Source organism: Methylobacterium sp. BTF04, from assembly GCF_010692745.1.
GTDB lineage: Bacteria > Pseudomonadota > Alphaproteobacteria > Rhizobiales > Beijerinckiaceae > Methylobacterium.
Genome location: NZ_JAAHTB010000020.1, coordinates 15,460 through 32,937 on the forward strand (window position 1 = coordinate 15,460; position 17,478 = coordinate 32,937).

Annotated in this window: 18 protein-coding genes and 1 pseudogene; 11 read left to right on the forward strand and 8 right to left on the reverse strand. The window is 66.1% G+C overall.

What is annotated here, in order from left to right:
* The first annotated feature begins 93 nt into the window (after positions 1-93).
* Positions 94-693, forward strand: a complete 600-nt coding sequence (locus tag G3T14_RS25045) for a helix-hairpin-helix domain-containing protein (protein ID WP_246733332.1) — start codon at positions 94-96, stop codon at positions 691-693.
* A gap of 86 nt (positions 694-779) precedes the next feature.
* Positions 780-995: a hypothetical protein gene (locus G3T14_RS13615; protein WP_163643086.1), complete on the forward strand. Its 216-nt coding sequence runs from the start codon at positions 780-782 to the stop codon at positions 993-995.
* Positions 996-1,179: 184 nt separating this feature from the next.
* Here the strand turns inward: G3T14_RS13615 and G3T14_RS13620 are convergent, their stop codons facing one another.
* The 3 genes from G3T14_RS13620 to G3T14_RS13630 form a co-directional block, all read right to left on the reverse strand.
* Positions 1,180-1,797: a GNAT family N-acetyltransferase gene (locus G3T14_RS13620; RefSeq protein WP_163643087.1), complete on the reverse strand. Its 618-nt coding sequence runs from the start codon at positions 1,795-1,797 to the stop codon at positions 1,180-1,182.
* A complete protein-coding gene (locus G3T14_RS13625; protein ID WP_163643088.1) occupies positions 1,797-4,139 on the reverse strand; it encodes an Orn/Lys/Arg decarboxylase N-terminal domain-containing protein in 2,343 nt (780 codons plus the stop codon). The genes G3T14_RS13620 and G3T14_RS13625 overlap by 1 nt, the downstream gene beginning before the upstream one ends.
* 102 nt (positions 4,140-4,241) lie before the next feature.
* Positions 4,242-5,270: a CorA family divalent cation transporter gene (locus G3T14_RS13630; protein WP_163643089.1), complete on the reverse strand. Its 1,029-nt coding sequence runs from the start codon at positions 5,268-5,270 to the stop codon at positions 4,242-4,244.
* A gap of 157 nt (positions 5,271-5,427) precedes the next feature.
* On the opposite strand from G3T14_RS13630, the gene ppk2 reads away from it, so the two are divergent.
* Complete coding sequence (gene ppk2 / locus G3T14_RS13635) at positions 5,428-6,354, forward strand: polyphosphate kinase 2 (RefSeq protein ID WP_163643090.1); 927 nt, start codon at positions 5,428-5,430, stop codon at positions 6,352-6,354.
* A gap of 7 nt (positions 6,355-6,361) precedes the next feature.
* On the opposite strand, the gene G3T14_RS13640 is transcribed toward ppk2, so the two are convergent.
* A complete protein-coding gene (locus tag G3T14_RS13640) occupies positions 6,362-6,766 on the reverse strand; it encodes a hypothetical protein (RefSeq protein WP_246733333.1) in 405 nt (134 codons plus the stop codon).
* A gap of 173 nt (positions 6,767-6,939) precedes the next feature.
* Here G3T14_RS13640 and G3T14_RS13645 point away from each other — a divergent pair, with 173 nt between their 5' ends.
* The 6 genes from G3T14_RS13645 (at position 6,940) to G3T14_RS13665 (ending at position 10,399) form a co-directional block, all read left to right on the forward strand.
* Positions 6,940-7,737, forward strand: a complete 798-nt coding sequence (locus G3T14_RS13645; protein ID WP_163643092.1) for an enoyl-CoA hydratase/isomerase family protein — start codon at positions 6,940-6,942, stop codon at positions 7,735-7,737.
* Positions 7,738-8,103: 366 nt separating this feature from the next.
* Complete coding sequence (locus tag G3T14_RS13650; RefSeq protein ID WP_348645269.1) at positions 8,104-8,631, forward strand: cytochrome P460 family protein; 528 nt, start codon at positions 8,104-8,106, stop codon at positions 8,629-8,631.
* Positions 8,632-8,909: 278 nt separating this feature from the next.
* Positions 8,910-9,209, forward strand: coding sequence for a hypothetical protein (locus tag G3T14_RS13655; protein ID WP_163643093.1), 300 nt, complete (start codon positions 8,910-8,912; stop codon positions 9,207-9,209).
* The gene (locus G3T14_RS25050; protein WP_246733334.1) at positions 9,209-9,520 is read left to right on the forward strand and encodes a hypothetical protein; all 312 of its coding nucleotides are present in this window, start codon (positions 9,209-9,211) and stop codon (positions 9,518-9,520) included. The genes G3T14_RS13655 and G3T14_RS25050 overlap by 1 nt, the downstream gene beginning before the upstream one ends.
* A 51-nt stretch (positions 9,521-9,571) precedes the next feature.
* The gene (locus tag G3T14_RS25055) at positions 9,572-9,961 is read left to right on the forward strand and encodes an OmpA family protein (RefSeq protein WP_246733335.1); all 390 of its coding nucleotides are present in this window, start codon (positions 9,572-9,574) and stop codon (positions 9,959-9,961) included.
* Positions 9,962-9,964: 3 nt separating this feature from the next.
* Positions 9,965-10,399, forward strand: a complete 435-nt coding sequence (locus G3T14_RS13665) for an AprI/Inh family metalloprotease inhibitor (protein WP_163643094.1) — start codon at positions 9,965-9,967, stop codon at positions 10,397-10,399.
* A gap of 143 nt (positions 10,400-10,542) precedes the next feature.
* On the opposite strand, the gene G3T14_RS13675 is transcribed toward G3T14_RS13665, so the two are convergent.
* Genes G3T14_RS13675 through dctP form a run of 3 tightly spaced genes read right to left on the reverse strand, consistent with a single transcriptional unit; the run spans position 10,543 to position 13,546 of the window.
* Positions 10,543-11,895 carry a TRAP transporter large permease gene (locus tag G3T14_RS13675; protein WP_163643095.1) on the reverse strand — a complete coding sequence of 451 codons (1,353 nt, stop codon included), beginning with the start codon at positions 11,893-11,895 and terminating at the stop codon, positions 10,543-10,545.
* Positions 11,892-12,530 (reverse strand): TRAP transporter small permease, encoded by a 639-nt coding sequence (locus G3T14_RS13680; protein ID WP_163643096.1) that lies wholly within the window; start codon positions 12,528-12,530, stop codon positions 11,892-11,894. The genes G3T14_RS13675 and G3T14_RS13680 overlap by 4 nt, the downstream gene beginning before the upstream one ends.
* Entirely contained in the window at positions 12,527-13,546 is a 1,020-nt protein-coding gene (dctP, locus tag G3T14_RS13685) for a TRAP transporter substrate-binding protein DctP (RefSeq protein ID WP_163643097.1), read from the reverse strand. The genes G3T14_RS13680 and dctP overlap by 4 nt, the downstream gene beginning before the upstream one ends.
* A 197-nt stretch (positions 13,547-13,743) precedes the next feature.
* On the opposite strand from dctP, the gene G3T14_RS13690 reads away from it, so the two are divergent.
* Positions 13,744-14,400 carry a GntR family transcriptional regulator gene (locus G3T14_RS13690; protein ID WP_163643098.1) on the forward strand — a complete coding sequence of 219 codons (657 nt, stop codon included), beginning with the start codon at positions 13,744-13,746 and terminating at the stop codon, positions 14,398-14,400.
* 128 nt (positions 14,401-14,528) lie between these two features.
* On the forward strand, positions 14,529-16,205 hold the full coding sequence (locus G3T14_RS13695; RefSeq protein ID WP_163643099.1) for a methyl-accepting chemotaxis protein: 1,677 nt from the start codon (positions 14,529-14,531) through the stop codon (positions 16,203-16,205).
* Positions 16,206-17,322: 1,117 nt separating this feature from the next.
* Here G3T14_RS13695 and G3T14_RS25065 read toward each other — a convergent pair.
* Positions 17,323-17,455: pseudogene (locus G3T14_RS25065) on the reverse strand (IS5/IS1182 family transposase); the annotation flags it as partial.
* Between the last annotated feature and the right edge of the window lie 23 nt (positions 17,456-17,478).

The following is a 17,478-nucleotide window of genomic DNA, read 5'->3' on the forward strand; positions in this document are numbered from 1 at the left end:
CGCGGTACCGGGGACAGCGACTCGCCCGGGGAGACTCTGCTTTGTTTCCCATGTTAAGCATGCGGACAGTTCTCGTGCGTGAGGCCGCGGTCGATGCTGAGCGGTTCTACCTTCCTGCGGGTCGCCGGCCTCGTCGTGGTGGCGGCGGTGCTCGCCGGCCTCGTCCAGCGGCTGTGGCCGTCGATGGGCGGCGTTGCCGAACCGCGCGTCGCAACGGCGCCGGCCGCGCCCAGACCGGCGCCGACGCCCCGGGTGATCCGGCCGGCCGACCCGGTCCCGTCCACCGGCATGGCGGGAACGCAGGCGGCCGTTCCGGCGCCTGTCCAGGTCCCCGCCCAGAACGGCACACCGGCACCGGGTCCCGTCGTGATCCGGCCGCAGCCGGTGCAGCCGCCCTCCCCCACGCTGTCCGAAGTCCCGCCCAATCTCTCCGCGGTCCCGCCGATGGCGGCGGAGCCGTCCGGCGACGAGGCGGTCGCCGATGCGATCGATTCCGCCGGTCCGCGGGCGCTCGGCAGCGTCGACCTCAACAACGCGAGCCTCGCCGATCTCAACGGGTTGCGCGGCGGTGGGATGATCGGGCGCGCCATCGTCCAGAAGCGGCCCTACACCTCCGTGGGGGAACTCCTATCGAAGCGCGTGCTGAGCCGGTCCACTTATGAGCGCATCAAAGATCAGGTGACGGTGCGTTGAGGCCCCTGCGCGGGTAGCATCACCGGCGCGGGGTGCTTACACTGCAAATCCAAGTCGGCCAGTCGTTTCGATCACGGGGACACACCATGTTTGCGCAAGCCGGGGGCGTCACCTTCCGCGAGGATCTCGGCGTCGAGGAGACCACAGAGACCGACAACGTCGTCCGCTGGGATGGCGAGAAGCTCTATGTGGAGCACGACATCTACCACAACGGCCAGTTGGTTCATCGCAAGTATCGCAAGAACGTCACCGAGGCGGTGGCCAAAGCGTTACAGGCGCTGATCAACCGCGCGCAGCAGTAACCTTGGATGAGAGATCGATCGGCCGCCCATCGCGAAGTCGATCTTTCACTGCACAGCAAAAGCGTCGCCCTGCTCGGATTCCTCGAGACGATGGGGCGAGTGAAGGCTTTCGCCTGATCACTTCGTCACCCCACCGATCGCTTCATCCTGAGCGACTGGATGGGGCTCCCAGCGGACGATCCGATCACTTTCCGATCCAGTCATGCTCGGCCACCACCGCCTCGACCGGACGGTTCCAGGTGCCGGGCTGGTCGTCGGCGCCGGTGCCGAGGGCGCATTGGACCATGACGCTGTCGCTCCAGCGGCCGAACTTGTAGCCCACCGCCGGCAGCAGGCCGACACGGACGAAGCCGCAGGCCTCGTGGAGGCGCAGGGACGCCTCGTTCTGCGCGTCGATATAGCCGATCATCTGGCGGTAGCCGCCGGCGGCGCAGGCCTCGATCAGCGCCGGAAGCAGGCGCCGGCCGATGCCCGCATGCAGGTGCTGGTGGTGCACGTAGATCGAGTGCTTGAGGGTGTAGCGATAGGCCGGGCGCTTCCGGAACGGCACTGCATAGGCATAGCCGGCCACGACCCCGTCACGGTCGGCCACCAGATGCGGCAGACGCTTCTTGCGCATGGCCTTGCGGCGCTTCTTGAGGTCGTCCGGATGGAGCGGGTCCTCCTCGAAATCGCCGACATCGCCGACGCCGCGCCGGATGTGGTGGGCATAGATGTCCACCATGTCCGGTACGTCGGCATCCGACGAGGGCCGGATGACGAGTTCCGGATCGCTGGCGGTGGGCAGCCCTTCGCCCGGCATCAGTGGGGCTCGCGCATGACGTAGGTATAGAAGCGGATGGTGCCATCCGGGTCGACGTCGCGAAACACGCCCTGGATCTCGGCCTCGAAGCCGGGAAACAAGTTCGCCGAGCGTTCAAACATCTTGAAATAGTCCAGCATGGGTTTGGCCCGCTCATCCAGCCGCTCGCCCGGCAGCACCGTGCCGATGCCCGGCGGGTAGACCAGAAGCAAGGTCGTCGCCACACGGCCCTCCGCTTCCGCAATCGGCACATAATCGACGTTGTTGCGGGTGAGCTGCTGCACCGCTTCCTTCGGAGTCATCACCATCTCGGGCAGGTGTCCCGGCTCGAATTGCTTGCGCTGGAGCGTGCTCGTCCCGGCCTCGCGGTGGAAGGCGTGGAAGTCGGCGCAGAGGTCGCGCAGGCGCACGCCCTTGTAGCGGTTGGGCCGGCGCCGGACGAATTCGGGCATCGCGTCCTCGAGCGGCACGTTCTCGTCGTGCAGCCGCTTGAAGGCGACGAGGCCGGAGATCAGCGTGCCGGCCTTCGAGGATTCGACGCCCGGCGTCAGCAGGAAGAGCAGCGAGTTGAGGTCGTTCTTCTCCGGTACGATGCGGTTCTCGCGCAGGTACTGGGCGACGATGGGGGCCGGCACGCCGTGCTCGGCATACTCCCCCGTTCGCCGGTCGAAACCGGGGGTGAGCACGGTGAGCTTGTTGGGGTCGGTCATGGCGTAGTTCGGCGCCACATGGGTGAAGCCGTGCCAGGCGGCGCCCGGAGCCAGTTCCCAATACTTGGCGTCGCTGGCGAGTTCATCGGTGGAGATGCTCTCCCACGGAACCTTGCCGTCGGGGCCCTTCACCACGTCCGGCACGAAGGGGTCGAAGAACCAGCGCTTCTGGGGATCGCCCTCCTTCTCCTCGAACTCGCGGCGGATGGCCCGGACCTTCTTGCGCCATTCGATGCCGAGCCGGATGGTGTCGTCCCAGAGCACGACGCCCGAGCGGCCCTTCATCATCTGCGCGCCGACGTCCAGCGACGCGAAGAGCGGGTAGAACGGCGAGGTCGAGGCGTGGACCAGGAAGGTCTCGTTGAAGCGCCGGTGCTCGATGCGTCGGGTCTGGCCACGGATGTGGCTGTCCTTGGTGTGGATCTGCGAGGCCTGGCTGAAGCTCGCGAGCTGCTTGTGGGTCGATTGGGTGGCGATGATGCCCGGCGAGGTCTCGTCCAGCCCCTTCAGCCCCATGGCGAAGCGACCGGCGAAGAGCGGGTGGAACTTCATGAAGCCGGCCCAGGCTTCGTCGAACAGGATGTAGTCGCAGAGGTGCCCGATCTTATCGAGGATCATCTGCGCGCTGTAGATCGTGCCGTCATAGGTGCATTGCTCGACCACCGCGACGCGGAACGGGCGCTCGCGCTTCCACGCGTCGGGATCCTTGATCAACGGGTTGGTGCGGATCTTTTCGCGGATCAGGGTCTCGTCGAGGGCCTCGTGGTACATCGGCCCGATCAGGCCGAAGCAGTTGCGGTCGGTCTCCAGGAAGACCGGCACCGCGCCGCCGAGGAACAGCGCGCCGTGATGGGCCGCCTTGTGGTTGTTGCGGTCGAACAACACGAGGTCGCCCTCGGCCACCAGCGCCGAGAGCACGATCTTGTTCGACGCCGAGGTGCCGTTGAGGACGAAGTAGGTCTTTTCGGCGCCGAAGATGACGGCCGCCTCCTTCTGCGCCTGCAGCGCCGGCCCTTCGTGGACGAGGAGATCGCCGAGATCGAGAACCGAGTTGTCGAGATCGTCGCGAAACACCGCCTCGCCGAGATGCTCGACGAAGATGCGCCCGATGGGCGAGCGGTTGTAGAAGATGCCGCCGTTGTGGCCGGGACAGGTCCAGAGCTGGTTGCCCTGCTCGGCGTAATCCACCAGCGCGCCGAAGAACGGCGTCTTCAGGGTCTCGGCATATTGCTTCACGCGGCTGACGAGGCCGCGGGCGATGTAATCCGGGGTTTCCTCCGCCAGGAAGATGTAGCCGTCGATGAAGTCGAGCACCTCGACGGGAATGTCCTCCAGGCGCTTGCGGCGGACCATGATTACGATGGGCATTTCCAGCCCGCGCTTCCTCATGAGGTTGATCAGCGCCGCCGCCTTGCCGTCGAGGCCGCGCTTGCCCCAATCCACCACCATGCAGCCGATGGCGGCATCGGTCTGGACCGCGATGGCCGCATCCTCGACGCGCCGCGCCCGCACCACCTCGAAGCCGAGCTTTTCGATGGAGGTGAGGATCTGCTGGACGCGTACGCCTTCGAGATCGTCCGGATCGAAGTTCGGCGCGCACATCAGGACGGTGAAGCGGCGGAAGAAGTCCATGCGGGGAAGGCTCCAGGGATAAGTCGGGCGCACCGTTCGCGACGGGGCGTGACGCTTCGATGACGGTTGTGGGGCGGGACGCGGCTTTTCGCGGCCGCCTGTTTAAGCCCGGCGCGTCACGAGGCCGAGGCGACGGATCACCCCATAGACCGCCAGCGACGTGAGCGCACCAATCCCGAGCGCGATGGCGGAGCCGTCTTCGAACTCGCCGAGGAACAGGCCCTTGGTGTTCATGCCGAACACGCCGGTGACGAGGGTCGGCGGCAGGAACAGGGCGGTGAGCACCGACAGGGTGAAGAGCTGGCGGTTGGTCTCCGCCGCCGTCCGTCCCGCGATCTCGTCCTGCAAGGTGCGGGTCCGCTCCGACAGGACATGCATGTCGCGGTGGAGCGAATCGAGGCGCTGGACCACGCGGGCGGCCATGGTCACCACCGCCTCCGGCAGCGCGTCGTCATCCTCGTCGGTCTCGGCTTCCAGGCGATGGAACACCGCGGCGAGGCCGGAGAGTTGGCGGTGCTGGCGCACGGCCTGCCGGCGGATCGGCGCGAGCGGCCGAGGATCGTCGGATCGGGTCTCGTCGAGGACACGGTCCTCGATGGCGTCGAGTTCATCGGAGAAGCGCTTGGCGGAGGCCGCCAGCGAGGCCACCACGCCTTCGACGAAGCGTTCGAGGAGCCGGGCCGGCGAGGCGGCGCGGGCCCCGGCGAGCACCGCGTCGCGGGCGGCCTCGGCCCCGGCGGTGGCATGGCGCCGGCCGCTCACCAGGAAGCCCGGCCCGAGCACGCAATGCAGGCGGCCGGTCGGCTCCTCGCCGATCTCGCCGTCGAAAGCGCGCTCGCGGTCGGCGATCACCACGCCGAGCCATTCGCCCTCGACCACCACGCGCTGGTGCTCGTCGCGCGCGAAAATGGCGGCGGTCAGACGCGGCGGCCCGAGCCGCCCGGACTCGATCAGATCCGCGAGCCGGGCATCGATGAGATCCACATGCAGCCAGACGTAGCCATCGCCGCCGGCCTCACGCGCGGGCAGATCGGCTGCGAATGCGATCGGCGTCGCCACCCCCTCGGCGTCGAAGCGCAGGGCGAAGAGCAGACCCGGCAGGGCGGCTTCGTCGGTGAGAAGGCGCAACATGGATTTCCGGCGGTGTTCATTGCCGGCAAAAGTCCGGCATCGCGCCCTGGGACATCGCAAGTGCGGACGACACTGTCATGACGCGCGGCGTCCGTATCAGGACTGTCACACGAGCCTGATCTAACGGCCCTCATATTTTTCGACGATGGGGCGGCGGATGGATCACGGGCAGCGGGCGGCAGGAGCCTTCGACATCGAGGCGATCCGCCGGGAAGTCGCGGACGATTTCGACGAGGAGCTCGAGATGGAGCTCGACGAGGAACGCCTCGAACTCCTGGCCGATTCGGTCGGTGGTGGCCCGCGTCGCCCGACCATGGACCGCAAGCAGTACTTTCGCGAGCTGTTCCGGCTCCAGCACGAGCTGGTGCGCCTGCAGGACTGGGTGCAGAGCCAGAAGCTGCGCGTGGTCGTGATCTTCGAAGGCCGCGATTCCGCCGGAAAGGGCGGCGCCATCAAGCGCATCACCCAGCGCCTCAACCCGCGGGTCTGCCGCGTCGCCGCCCTGCCGGCGCCGAGCGAGCGCGAGCGCACGCAATGGTATTTCCAGCGCTACGTGGCGCACCTGCCGGCCGGCGGCGAGATCGTGCTGTTCGACCGCTCCTGGTACAACCGGGCCGGCGTCGAGCGGGTAATGGGCTTCTGCTCCCCCGACGAAGTGGAGGAGTTCTACCGCTCCGTGCCGGAATTCGAGCGGATGCTCGTCCGCTCGGGTGTCATCGTGCTGAAATACTGGTTCTCGATCACCGACGAGGAGCAGGAACTGCGCTTCAACATGCGCATCCACGATCCGCTCAAGCAGTGGAAACTCTCGCCGATGGACGTGCAATCCCGCCGCCTGTGGGAGGACTACACCCGGGCCAAGGAAGAGATGCTGGCGCGCACCCATATCCCCGAGGCACCGTGGTGGGTGGTGGAGGCCGTCGACAAGAAGAAGGCCCGGCTCAACTGCATCAGCCACCTGCTGACGCAAATCCCCTACGGCGATGTCGAGCATCCCCCGGTCCACCTGCCCGACCGCGAGCGCCATGACGATTACGCCCGCCAGCCGGTGCCGCCGGAGATGTTCGTGCCATCGCTGTTCTGAGCCCCCGCTATCGCAGCGGCGGGCAGGCCAGCTCATAGGGCGCCACGACGATGTCGCCCTGGCGCGGATTGTTGAGGGCGACGGGCTGGGTGCCGCCGCCATCGATGTCGACGTAGCAGCGATCAAGCACGGCGACCGTTGCGTAGGAGGCCCGGAAAGCCGGCTGCTGCTGGGCGAGCCCGGACTCGTCGAGAGGCGCCCGGCAATAGACCGCGATGTCGACCTGGCCCGACCGGAGGTAGCGGATCGGGTGGGCGTGGTGCGGCCGCACGGTGAAGCCGGGACCGCCATCCTGGCTCGCCACCACCACGTGATCGGTTCGGTTGATCACCTGCCGGAGGCATCCGGCCTCGGCCGATCCCGCACTGGTCGCCACCAAAAGCCCGGCGGCGAGGCCAGCCGTGTGTCGCATGCATCCGCGCATCGGGTCTCGTCTCCCTGAAGGGGCGTGCCCCCGCGTTACGTCCGATTTCGACATCAACGGAAGCGTCGGCGGGCGCGTTCCACGCGACGTCGCGGCTTGATCCAGACGGCGCGGATGGGCAGACCCGTATCCCAACGCCACCGCACGCCACGGACCCTGCCATGAGCACCACCGACGAGATCCTGTTCGCGATCGATGCGGCGGGCGTCGCCCGTATCGTCCTCAACCGGCCGCAGGCGCGCAACGCACTGACCTTCGCCATGTATCAGGGGCTGATCGACCTGTGCGGGCGCATCGAGTCGGACGAGAGCGTCAAGGCGTTGGTGATCACCGGAGCCGGCGAGAAGGCGTTCGCAGCCGGCACCGATATCGCCCAGTTCCGCGCTTTCTCCACGGCACAGGACGCCCTCGACTACGAGCGCTTCATGGACCGGGTGATGGGCGCGTTGGAGCGGCTCAGGGTGCCGACCATCGCGGCGGTGGCCGGGGCCTGTACCGGAGGCGGCGCCGCCATCGCGGCGGCCTGCGACCTGCGCATCGCCACGCGCGATGCGCGGTTCGGCTTCCCCATCGCTCGGACGCTCGGCAACTGCCTTTCGCTGGGCAACCTGCAGCGGCTATCGGCCCTGATCGGCCCGGCCCGCGTCAAGGACATGATCTTCACCGCCCGGCTCATCGGCGGAGAGGAGGCGCTCGCCATCGGCCTCGTGACCGAGATGGTGGAGGATGCCGCGGCACTGGAGCAGCGCGCCGCCGAACTCGCCACCCTGGTCGCCGGCCACGCCCCCCTCACCCTGCGCGCCACCAAGGAAGGCCTGCGCCGGCTCCAGGGCATGGACGAGGCCGAGGGTGAGCGCCCCGGCGATGACCTGATCCGGATGTGCTACACCAGCGCCGATTTTCGCGAAGGCATGGAGGCATTCCTCGCCAAGCGCGCGCCGGCTTGGCAGGGCCGCTGAAGGGGGTTTTCGCGCGAGTGGGATGCCGACCCGCGGGACGCCACTGCGACTCCACGCGGAGAATAGAGGTGTTGGCGTGATCCAAGGATCGCGGACATGGCGCGAGGTGAAGAAATCTGACGCTGGGCCCCATGAGGGAGCCCAGTTTCGACCCTTCTCGACCCCTCAGACTGTGGTTTCGGTCGCCCCTGAGCGGCCGCCGTTTCTACTTTCGCACTCAGGCCGACTGCACAGTATCGCGCAGGCCGTGACATCTAATCAAATCCACGGGCAGATGAAAACTTGCTCCGGATTTGCAATTTCCGCCGACAGCCGTAGCCTTCTCCCCGAAACTTATAAGTAGTAAGACGGCAGGGGAGGGATGACATGTCCGTATGGTATATTCGGGGGACCGCTCTCGCGTCGGCTTTTCTGATGACTGGCCTGATTGCAATTGCAGACGGAAACGATGCAAGCAATACTTCACCGGTCTACGACGTCGGACTGCCACCCGGCTATCGCGACTGGCAGGTGATCGGCGTCGCCCATGAGGCTGGCGCCCTCAACGACATTCGTGTGATTCTCGGTAACGACATCGCCATGAAGGCTTATCGAAGCGCGACAAGGCCGTTCCCTGACGGATCGATCATCGCCAGGCTGGCTTGGAAGTACGTTCCGTCAGCCGAGAACAACGCGATATTCGGCCAGCAGCAATCATTCGTTGCGGGTGATCCGACGAATGTTCAGATCGATGTGAAGGATTCGACGAAATATGCCGCGTCAGGCGGGTGGGGCTACGGCCAGTTCGAGAACGGCAGGGTCAATCCGAGCGTCGATCTGATCAATACGTGCTTTGCATGCCATGATCGACTGCCGAAGTCGGAGGATTTAGTTTTCACTCGTTATGCGCCCTGAATACGGCCGGATGTCCGCCGGCAGAATCGGCTCACCAAGAGCGGGCCGTCTCGAAACCACCCATCTCGGACGTTCAGGCCTGGGCACCACCCCGTCGAGATTTCGACGCCGCGTGGCGACGATCGCGCGGGGCGGCTTGCGGATCGGACTTCCATCGGAGCACCGGCACAGCGCGACCAAACTCCGCTACACCTTGGCCGTACGAGGACTTATGCGTCGGCGGGTCCATCTGATTCGGACCGTGATCGGGGGCGGGAATGCGTCCGTTTTTATTGATCATGGCCACCTGCGCCGCATTGTGGCCCGCGCTTAGTCTCGCCGATGCGACGGTTCCTACGAAGGATATCCCGGGATCGAAGGACAGCCCGGCGCTCAAGCGTTACGATGGTTCCTTCATCGTGAGCTACACCAAATTTTCTTATACCGACTTCAAGGTTTCACTCGCGAATCTTGAACCGACCGATCAGCACGATGTGATGACCAATCAGCCGGTCTTGCCGAAACAGGAAAAAGAGCTGGAAGGCGTACTGACCCGCCTCGTCTATCTGATCCCCGCGGATCGCTCCCCTTCGAGGTGATGCGCAATTATCAGGACGAGATCGAAGCCGGCGGGGGTGCGGTCCTGTTCTCCTGCAAGGCGGAGGGCTGCGGCGGCGACCACACACGCTCGTCCTACGGCGGCGGCGGCACGTCGAGCCTGTTGATGTATTTCTTCCACGACGCCGACATCAAGGATCCGGCATTCTCCAACGGCGCCTGCGCGGTCTCGAGCACGATCAGCGATCAGCGCTACTTCACCGGCAAACGCACCGATCCGGACGGCGACACCTATCTGGCGGTCCAGACCTTCCAGGTCGACGGCGGCTCCTACTGCATGGCCCTGACCTGACGCACCATCGCCGTGGTTCATCTGCTCGAACCCAAGCGGCGCGAGCGGAAGATGACCACGGTCGACGCCGAGGCGATGGCCAAGAGCATCGGTGCCACCGGCAAGGTCGCGCTCTCCGGGATCCTGTTCGATACGGCCAAGACCGACGTGAAGCCGGATTCGGCGCCGACGCTGCAGGAGATCGCCGGGCTGATGAAGGCGAACCCGAAGCTTGCGGTGATCGCCGTCGGGCACACCGACAACCAAGGCGCCTACGAGCACAACGTCGATCTCTCGCGCCGCCGGGCCGACGCGGTGATCAAGACGCTCGCGGCGAGCTACGGCGTCGATGCCAAGCGCCTCAAGGCTGCGGGCATCGGCATGGTGGCGCCGAACGCGAGCAACGACGACGAGGCGGGACGCGCCAAGAACCGGCGCGTCGAATTGGTGAAGCTGAACTGAGCGATGCGGCGTCTGGTCTTCCTCCTGCTCGTCGCGACATTCGCCTGCGGATCGGTCCGGGCCGAGCCCTTGCCGGAGGCGATGCGCGACAGCCTCGGCGACTGGCGCGCCGTCCCCGACGACGGCCAGCCGGGTTGCCGGCTGACGCTCACCGACACGCGCACCATCGGCGGATGGTCGGTGGAGCCGGCAGCGACCTGCGCCGCGCGATTGTCGCGCCTCGCAGACGCCTACGCCTGGGATTACGAGCGCGGCGTGCGGGTCTTCGACGCGACGCGGAAGGCCATCATGACCTTCGAGGAGGATGAGACCACTCTCATGAAGACGCGCGGCGCGGCGACCCCGGCGGTGATGCTCGTGCGGGCCAAGGCGGGTGTCGAGCGGGCTCCGAACGCCGCCGCTGTTGCGGGCACCTGGGCGATGCGTCGTCAGGGGTGATGGAGATGTGCGTCGACAACCCGCGCGCGGGGTTCTTCCAGGCGTTCGCGACCCCTCCGGCGATCGAGGACCGGATCGCGGCGCTCACGCGGCATGCCGGCGGGAGAATGCCGGCAAACCTGTGAACGCGTGGTAGCGGCCCTCTACCGCGTCGACGGCAGCAGCCAGTTCGGCAGCCACAGGGCGATGCCGGGGACGAGGCACAGGATCAGGATCGCCACGGCCATCAGGATCACGAAGGGCAAGGTGCCCCAGATGATGTCCTTCAGCGGGATGTCGGGGGCGATGTTCTTGATGACGAAGATGTTGAGGCCGACAGGCGGGTGGATCAGCCCCATCTCCATGGTGATGGTCATCACCACGCCGAACCAGACGAGGTCGAATCCGGCGGTCTTCAGCGGCGGCAGGATGATCGGCGCCGTCATCAGGATGATCGACACCGGCGGCAGGAAGAAGCCGAGTACGATCACCAGGCCGAGGATCGTCACCAACAGCACCCAGGGCGAGAGTTGCATCGCCACGATGGCGGCCGCCGCCGATTGCGAGATGTGCAGGTAGCTCATCACGTAGGCATAGAGCAGCGACATGCCGATGATCAGCATCAGCATGGTCGATTCCCGCAGGGTCGCGGCGAGGATCGGGTTCACGTCGCGCGGGCGCCAGACCCCGTAGATGATGGCGATGAGACCGAGCGCCAGCAGCCCGCCGAGGCCAGCGGTCTCGGACGGGGTGGAATAGCCGCCGTAGAGCGCCACCATCACGCCGGTGAGCAGGATGACGAAGGGGAGAACCCGCGGCAGCGTCGAGAAGCGCTGGCGCATGCTGTAGCTATCTTCGGCCAGGATCGCCGATGGGGTGCCGTGGCGCTCGTAGGCCACCTTCGCGGCCGCGTATTCCGAGCGGAAGCGATAGACCGACCAGGTCGCGAACAGGCCGACCAGCAGCAGCCCCGGCCCGATGCCGGCGAGGAACAAGCGCCCCAGGGACTGCTCGGCCGCCACCGCATAGAGGATCATGGTGATCGAGGGCGGCAACAGGATGCCGAGGGTGCCCCCCGCCGCGATGATGCCGGCGGCAAAGCCCGGCGAGTAGCCGCGCTTGCGCATCTCCGGGATGCCGGCCGAACCGATGGCCGAGCAGGTGGCCGGGCTCGACCCCGCCATGGCGGCGAACAGCGCACAGGCGAACACGTTGGCGATGCCGAGACCGCCGGGAATGCGGTGCATCCAGGCATGCATGGCCGAGTAGAGGTCCTGACCCGCACGGCTCCGGCCGATCGCCGCGCCCTTCAGGATGAAGAGCGGGATCGACAGCAGGGTGATGGAGGCCATCTCCTCGTAGACGTTCTGCGCCACCGTATCGAGGGAGGCCGCCGGCATGAAGAAGTACATGAACGCCAGGGCGACGAAGCCGAGCGCGAAGGCGATGGGGATGCCGGCCAGCATGGCGCTGAGCGTGGCGCCCGCATAGAGAAAGCCGATGGCGGCGGTGCTCATCGATGGGCTCCGGACTTCAGGTCAGCAGTGGCGGCGCCGAGGCCGACCTTCGGATCGGCCCAACCGGCGGAGCGGGGTCCGTAATTGAAGGCCTCCACGATCTGCAGGACGAATTGCAGGGCGAGGAAGCTCATGCCGGTGGCCATCAGCGCGTAGGGAATCCACAGGGGCGGGCCCCAGGTCGATTGAGAGACCTGACCGTCGACCCAAGCCTCGTGGAACAGCGTCCAGCTCTTCCAGGCAAAGAAGGTCACGAAGATCACGCTGACGATGTCGGCGAACAGCAGCCGGGCGCGGTTGACGCGGGGCGAAAGCAGCCCGCTCAGCGCCTCGATGGCCACGTGGCCGCGCTTGGCCTGGACCGCGGCGGCGGAGAAGAAGGTCGCGCCGACGATGAGGAACACCGCCATCTCGTCCTGCCACTCGGTGGGCTCCTTGAGCCAGTAGCGGACGACGACGCTGTAGCTGAGGACGAGGCAGGCGCCGACGAGGGCGAGGCCGCCGAAGACCATGATGACCCGGTTGATCGCCTTCATGGTGCGGTCCACCGCGCCGAGGAGCCCCGGCACGCGCGGCTCCGGCGCGGTCCGGGCGGTTTCGGAAGCGGCGGACGCCGCATCGAAGGCGTGGCTCACGAAACCTGCTCCGCCAACTTGAGGAGTTCGGCGCAGCCGGTGGACTTCGCCGCGAAATCCTTCCAGGCGGTGTCGCGGGCGATGTCGCGCCATTGGCCGAGCGTCTTCTCGTCGAGCGCCTGGACCTTGGCGCCGGCCTTGGCGAACACCTGCTCGACGCGGGTATCGTCTTCCTTGGCGCCCTGCTGGCCGAACGTCTCGAGTTCGGCGCCGACGCTCATGATCAGATCCTGCTGATCCTTCGGCAGGCCGGCGAACACGATCTTGGACATCATGATCGGCTCGAGCATCAGCCAGTAGGTGTGCTCACGCCCCGAGGTCAGCGACTTCGAAAGCTCTTCGAGCCGGAACGAGATCAGGCTGGTGGAGGAGGTGATCACCGCATCGCACGCCCCGGTCTGCATGGCGGCGTAGGATTCGTTGGAGGGGATCGAGAGCGTGGCGGCACCGGCTGCCTTCATCATCAGGTCCATTTCGCGCGAGCCGCCCCGGACCTTGAGGCCCTTGGCATCGGCCGGCGCGAAGAGCGGCCGGTCCCGGCTCGCAACTCCACCCGCCTGCCAGACCCAGGAAACGATGACCACGCCCTTGGAATCGAGGATCTCGGTGAGCTTGCGGCCCACCGGTGCCGCCTTCCAGGCGCCGGCCTGCGCATAGGAGGTGACGAGGCCCGGCATCAGGCCGATATTCATCTCCGGCACTTCGCCGCCGGCATAGGGGCTCGGGTACAGCGTCATGTCGAGCGCACCCTTGCGGATCGCGCCGAACTGGGCGTTCGTCTTCATCAGGGACGAGCCCGGATAGACCTGCAGTTCCAGCGCGCCCTTCGAACGCTCGGCGAGCGCCGCCGCGAACTTGCGGCACATCCGATCGCGAAAATCGCCCTCGTCGATGGTACCGCCGGGGAACTGGTGCGAGATCTTCAGGGTGGTGGCGGCACGGGCTCCCGAACCGAATGTGAGAAGGGCCGGCGCGGCGAGGCCGGACGCGACGAGGGCACGGCGGGTCAGTGTCATGGCGTCTCTCTCCCTGGGCGGCGACTTGAATGACGCCGTTGTTTTGCACCGCACAATTTATACTGCGATGCCAACTATTTATAGAGCGAACAGCCTCTTGTATATTTTGTCAACCAGATTGAATAATGGATGCGCCGAAAGCGGCGTGAAAATTTTTTGCGCATGGGAGGATTAAAGCGATTGCGGGATCGGACGGCATGACCCAGTCGCGGCGCCTGCGACAGACGATCGAAACCGAAATCGTCGACGGCCGCCTCGCCATCGGGGCCCGCCTCGACGAGACCGAGATGGCCGAGCGCTTCGGTGTGTCGCGCACCCCGATCCGCGAAGCGCTGCTGCAGCTCGCGATGACCGGCCTCGTGGAGATCAAACCGCGGCGCGGCGCCATCGTCAGCGCGCCCGATCCGCAATTGCTGATCGCGATGTTCGAGACGATGGCGGAGATCGAGGCGTCGTGCGGGCGGCTCGCGGCCCGGCGCCTGGTCCCCGAGGACGAGGCTAGCCTGAAGGACGCGCTCGCTGCCTGCGCGGTGGCTGCCGCAGCCGAGGACCCGGAGCGCTACTACCAGGAGAACTACCTCTTCCACACGGTGATCTACCGGGCCTGCCGCAACGTCTTCCTGTCGGAACAGGCGCGCCAGCTCCACCGCCGGCTCGCGCCGTTCCGCCGGATGCAGCTTCGGGCCCGGAATCGCCTCGGACAGTCCTTGGCCGAACACGAGGCGATCGTCGCGGCCATCATTGCGGGGGACGAGGCAGCGGCCTCCGATCGGTTGCGGGCACACGTCATCGTCCAGGGCGACCGGTTCTGCGATCTCGTGGCCTCGCTCCGGTCGATCAACACCGCAGCGTAAGACCGACAGCAACCGAGAAAATTCGCCTTATAATCAGCGCGAAAATCCTAAGATCGGAAAGAATTAACCCTTCGTACCCATCGTAACCGGGCCGCTGATAAACCTTCCAACACTGCCCGGACATCCTCATGCGTCCCTCGATCAAAGCAACCCTCATCGGCCTCTTCGCCGTGCTGGCGATCATCACCAGCGTCCAGGGCGTGGTATCGCTGCGCAAGCTCGACGCCATCGGTGATCGCATCGAACTTCTGGCGGGCAATGCGCTGCCGTCGGTGGATTCCGCCCATGGGCTCAGCACTCTGGTGATGCGCGCGCGCCTCTGGCAGTTCCGCTACCTGATGGCGGACAGCGAGGCGGAACGGACCTTGAGCGGCAAGAACGTCGACGAGATGTTCGGCGCCATCGAGACGGCCAAGACCGCCTACGTTCCGCTGATCAGCTCCCCCGAGGAACAGGCCCTGTTCGACGAATTCGGCGGGAAGTGGCGGATGCTTCGGGCCGGCTGGGACGGCCTGCGCCAGATCGATCCGGCCGAGCGCGACGCGATCTCCGCACGCTTTCGCGGCCCGATGAACACCGATTACCTCGCGGTGACGGGCGCCCTGCGCAAGATCGTCGAGCTCAACACCCGGGCCGGAACCGCCGCAGGGGTGGCGGCACGCGAGGAGCAGAGCCAGGCCGTGCGCACGACGCAAGTGATGCTGGCCGCCGCCTTGGCGATGGCGCTGGGCGCCATGGCCTTCGCGTTCCTCGGCGTGTCTCGTCCCATCGAGCGGATGACGGCGGCCATGCGCCGCCTCGCCTCGGGCGATACCGAAGCGGTGATCCCCAGCGTCGGGCGCCAGGACGAGATCGGCGCGATGGCTGCGACCCTCGACACCTTCCGTGACACCCTCGTACGGACCCGCGCGTTGGAAGCCGACACCGCGCTCGCCCGCGCTGGAGCGGAAGCCCATCGCAAGGCGGCGGCTCTGGCCCTGGCCGACGGCTTCGAGACTGCGGTCGGCGGTATCCTCAGCCGCGTATCGGCCGCCGCGACCCAGTTGCGCGCGACATCGCAGAGCATGGCCGGCACCGCTGCGGAAACCGCCCGGCAATCCGTCACCGTCGCGGCGGCGGCCGAACAGGCGGGCACCAACGTCACCATGGTGGCGGCGGCCGCCGAGGAGCTCGGTTCGTCGGTGGAGGAGATCGGCCGGCAGGTCGACGGCTCTACCAGCCTGGCGCACCGCGCCGTCGACGAGGCCGCGCGCACCGGCGCCCAGATGAAGGACCTCAGCGAGGCTGCCGCCAAGATCGGCGACGTGGTGGCGATGATCGCCACCATCGCGGGCCAGACCAACCTGCTGGCGCTCAACGCCACCATCGAGGCGGCCCGGGCCGGCGAGGCGGGTCGCGGGTTTGCCGTGGTCGCCGCGGAGGTGAAGGAACTCGCCAACCAGACCGCGCGGGCCACCGACGAGATCGGCAGCCAGATCGGCCGGATCCAGGGCTCCACCGGCCAGGCCGTGACGGCGATCGAGAGCATCACCGCCCGCATCCGCGAGATCAGCGGCGTCGCCACCTCCATCGCCGCCGCCGTGGAGGAACAGGGCGCGGCGACCCAGGAGATCGTCCGCAACGTCAGTCAGGCCGCCATCGGGACCGGCGAGGTCACCGCCAACGTCTCCGGTGTCGCGAGCGCCGCCGAGGAGACCGGGGCCGCCGCTGCCGAGGTGCTGGCCTCGGCCTCCGAACTCTCGCGGGAATCGCAGCACCTCACCGCGGAGGTGGCGCAGTTCCTCGCCACCGTCCGGGCGGCTTGAGACGGGTCCGATCGGATGCGGTTCGGCAGGCTCAGCCCCGGACGATCCTATCCTGAGACGTGAGCCGGAGCCTTTGTAGATGGCCCCGGCGTGATAGGTTCCAACCGATACTTCTGTGAGTGGCTGAGTAGGCGGGAGAGCGGTGATTTCAGGAAGCTTCAGAATCCCGATTTGGACGTGCGATGCGGGTCAACCAGCGGCATAGCCGTGATTTAACGACTTTAAGCATAGCGATTGCCTGACTCTGACTGTGCGCGTGGCCGCATCCCAATTGCGCCAGGGTCGACAAGGCCTTTCAAGCCGCAGGGGGTCAACGCGTTTTCCGCGGCCATGCTGGGTGCACCCGGGGCGCCGTTCACGTGAGCCATTTCATGCACGATGGTGGCAACGGTGACCCAGGTGCCGCGATTCAAAGCAAAATTAGAAATCGTGATTTCTTTTCTTCTCGATGCGGCCGTCGCTCCGTAAAAACCGGGATTGGGACGTGGATCCCAATTGATCCATAGGGCGGGATCGCTCCACAAAGCATCGAACGTTGATCCTCCCGGCAAGTGAGCGAAGTAACTATTGCAGGAATTGATTTTACCGAAGATATTTTTTTTGAATTATCGCTATGGCCCTCGTTAAAGTCGCCCGAGGAGCGCCGCCTGAGTACGGCCAAAATAGAATGTCCTCACCGACGCTTGAGTCGATAAAGCTCGCGTGTAAGCGGCCATTGTCATTTACGCTCGGCATTGCTTATCTCTAGAGCAGACCCATGAATTCACAGTGCATCCGATCTCGAAGTGCATAGGCAGATCGAGAGAGGCAGATCAGGCAGCGACGCTCTCAAGCCGTATTATCACCCGTCTAGATTTGCTGTGTCAGGTTCCGAACTCTTCTACAAATGAGTACAGGTGGGGGAGCACACCCCACGCTTTTGAATTCTACGGGAGTTACGGACCCCGAATCAACCAAGCCCATTATCGAGCCGCTCACCTTGGTCGATAGTCTCAGAGGTAGGCCGGAAAGTCACGCGGTGCATCCGAGGCATCGGACGAGGATCGTGCCGGGGGCGGCGATTGCGGCCGATCCAGATGCTGCCGCGCAGTGCGAAGAAGACCGCAGTCAGGACCTAACCCATCCCCCAAACCGGAGGGCGACCGCATGAGGCCGGTTGCGGCATCAGCGGGGCGATCACCATCCGTCAGGTCGGTCTCGACGCGCAAGCCGGAACGGCAGGGCTGCCGGGAGCGTGTCGGCGGCTTCATGGCATTTCCAGATCGGGCCTCAA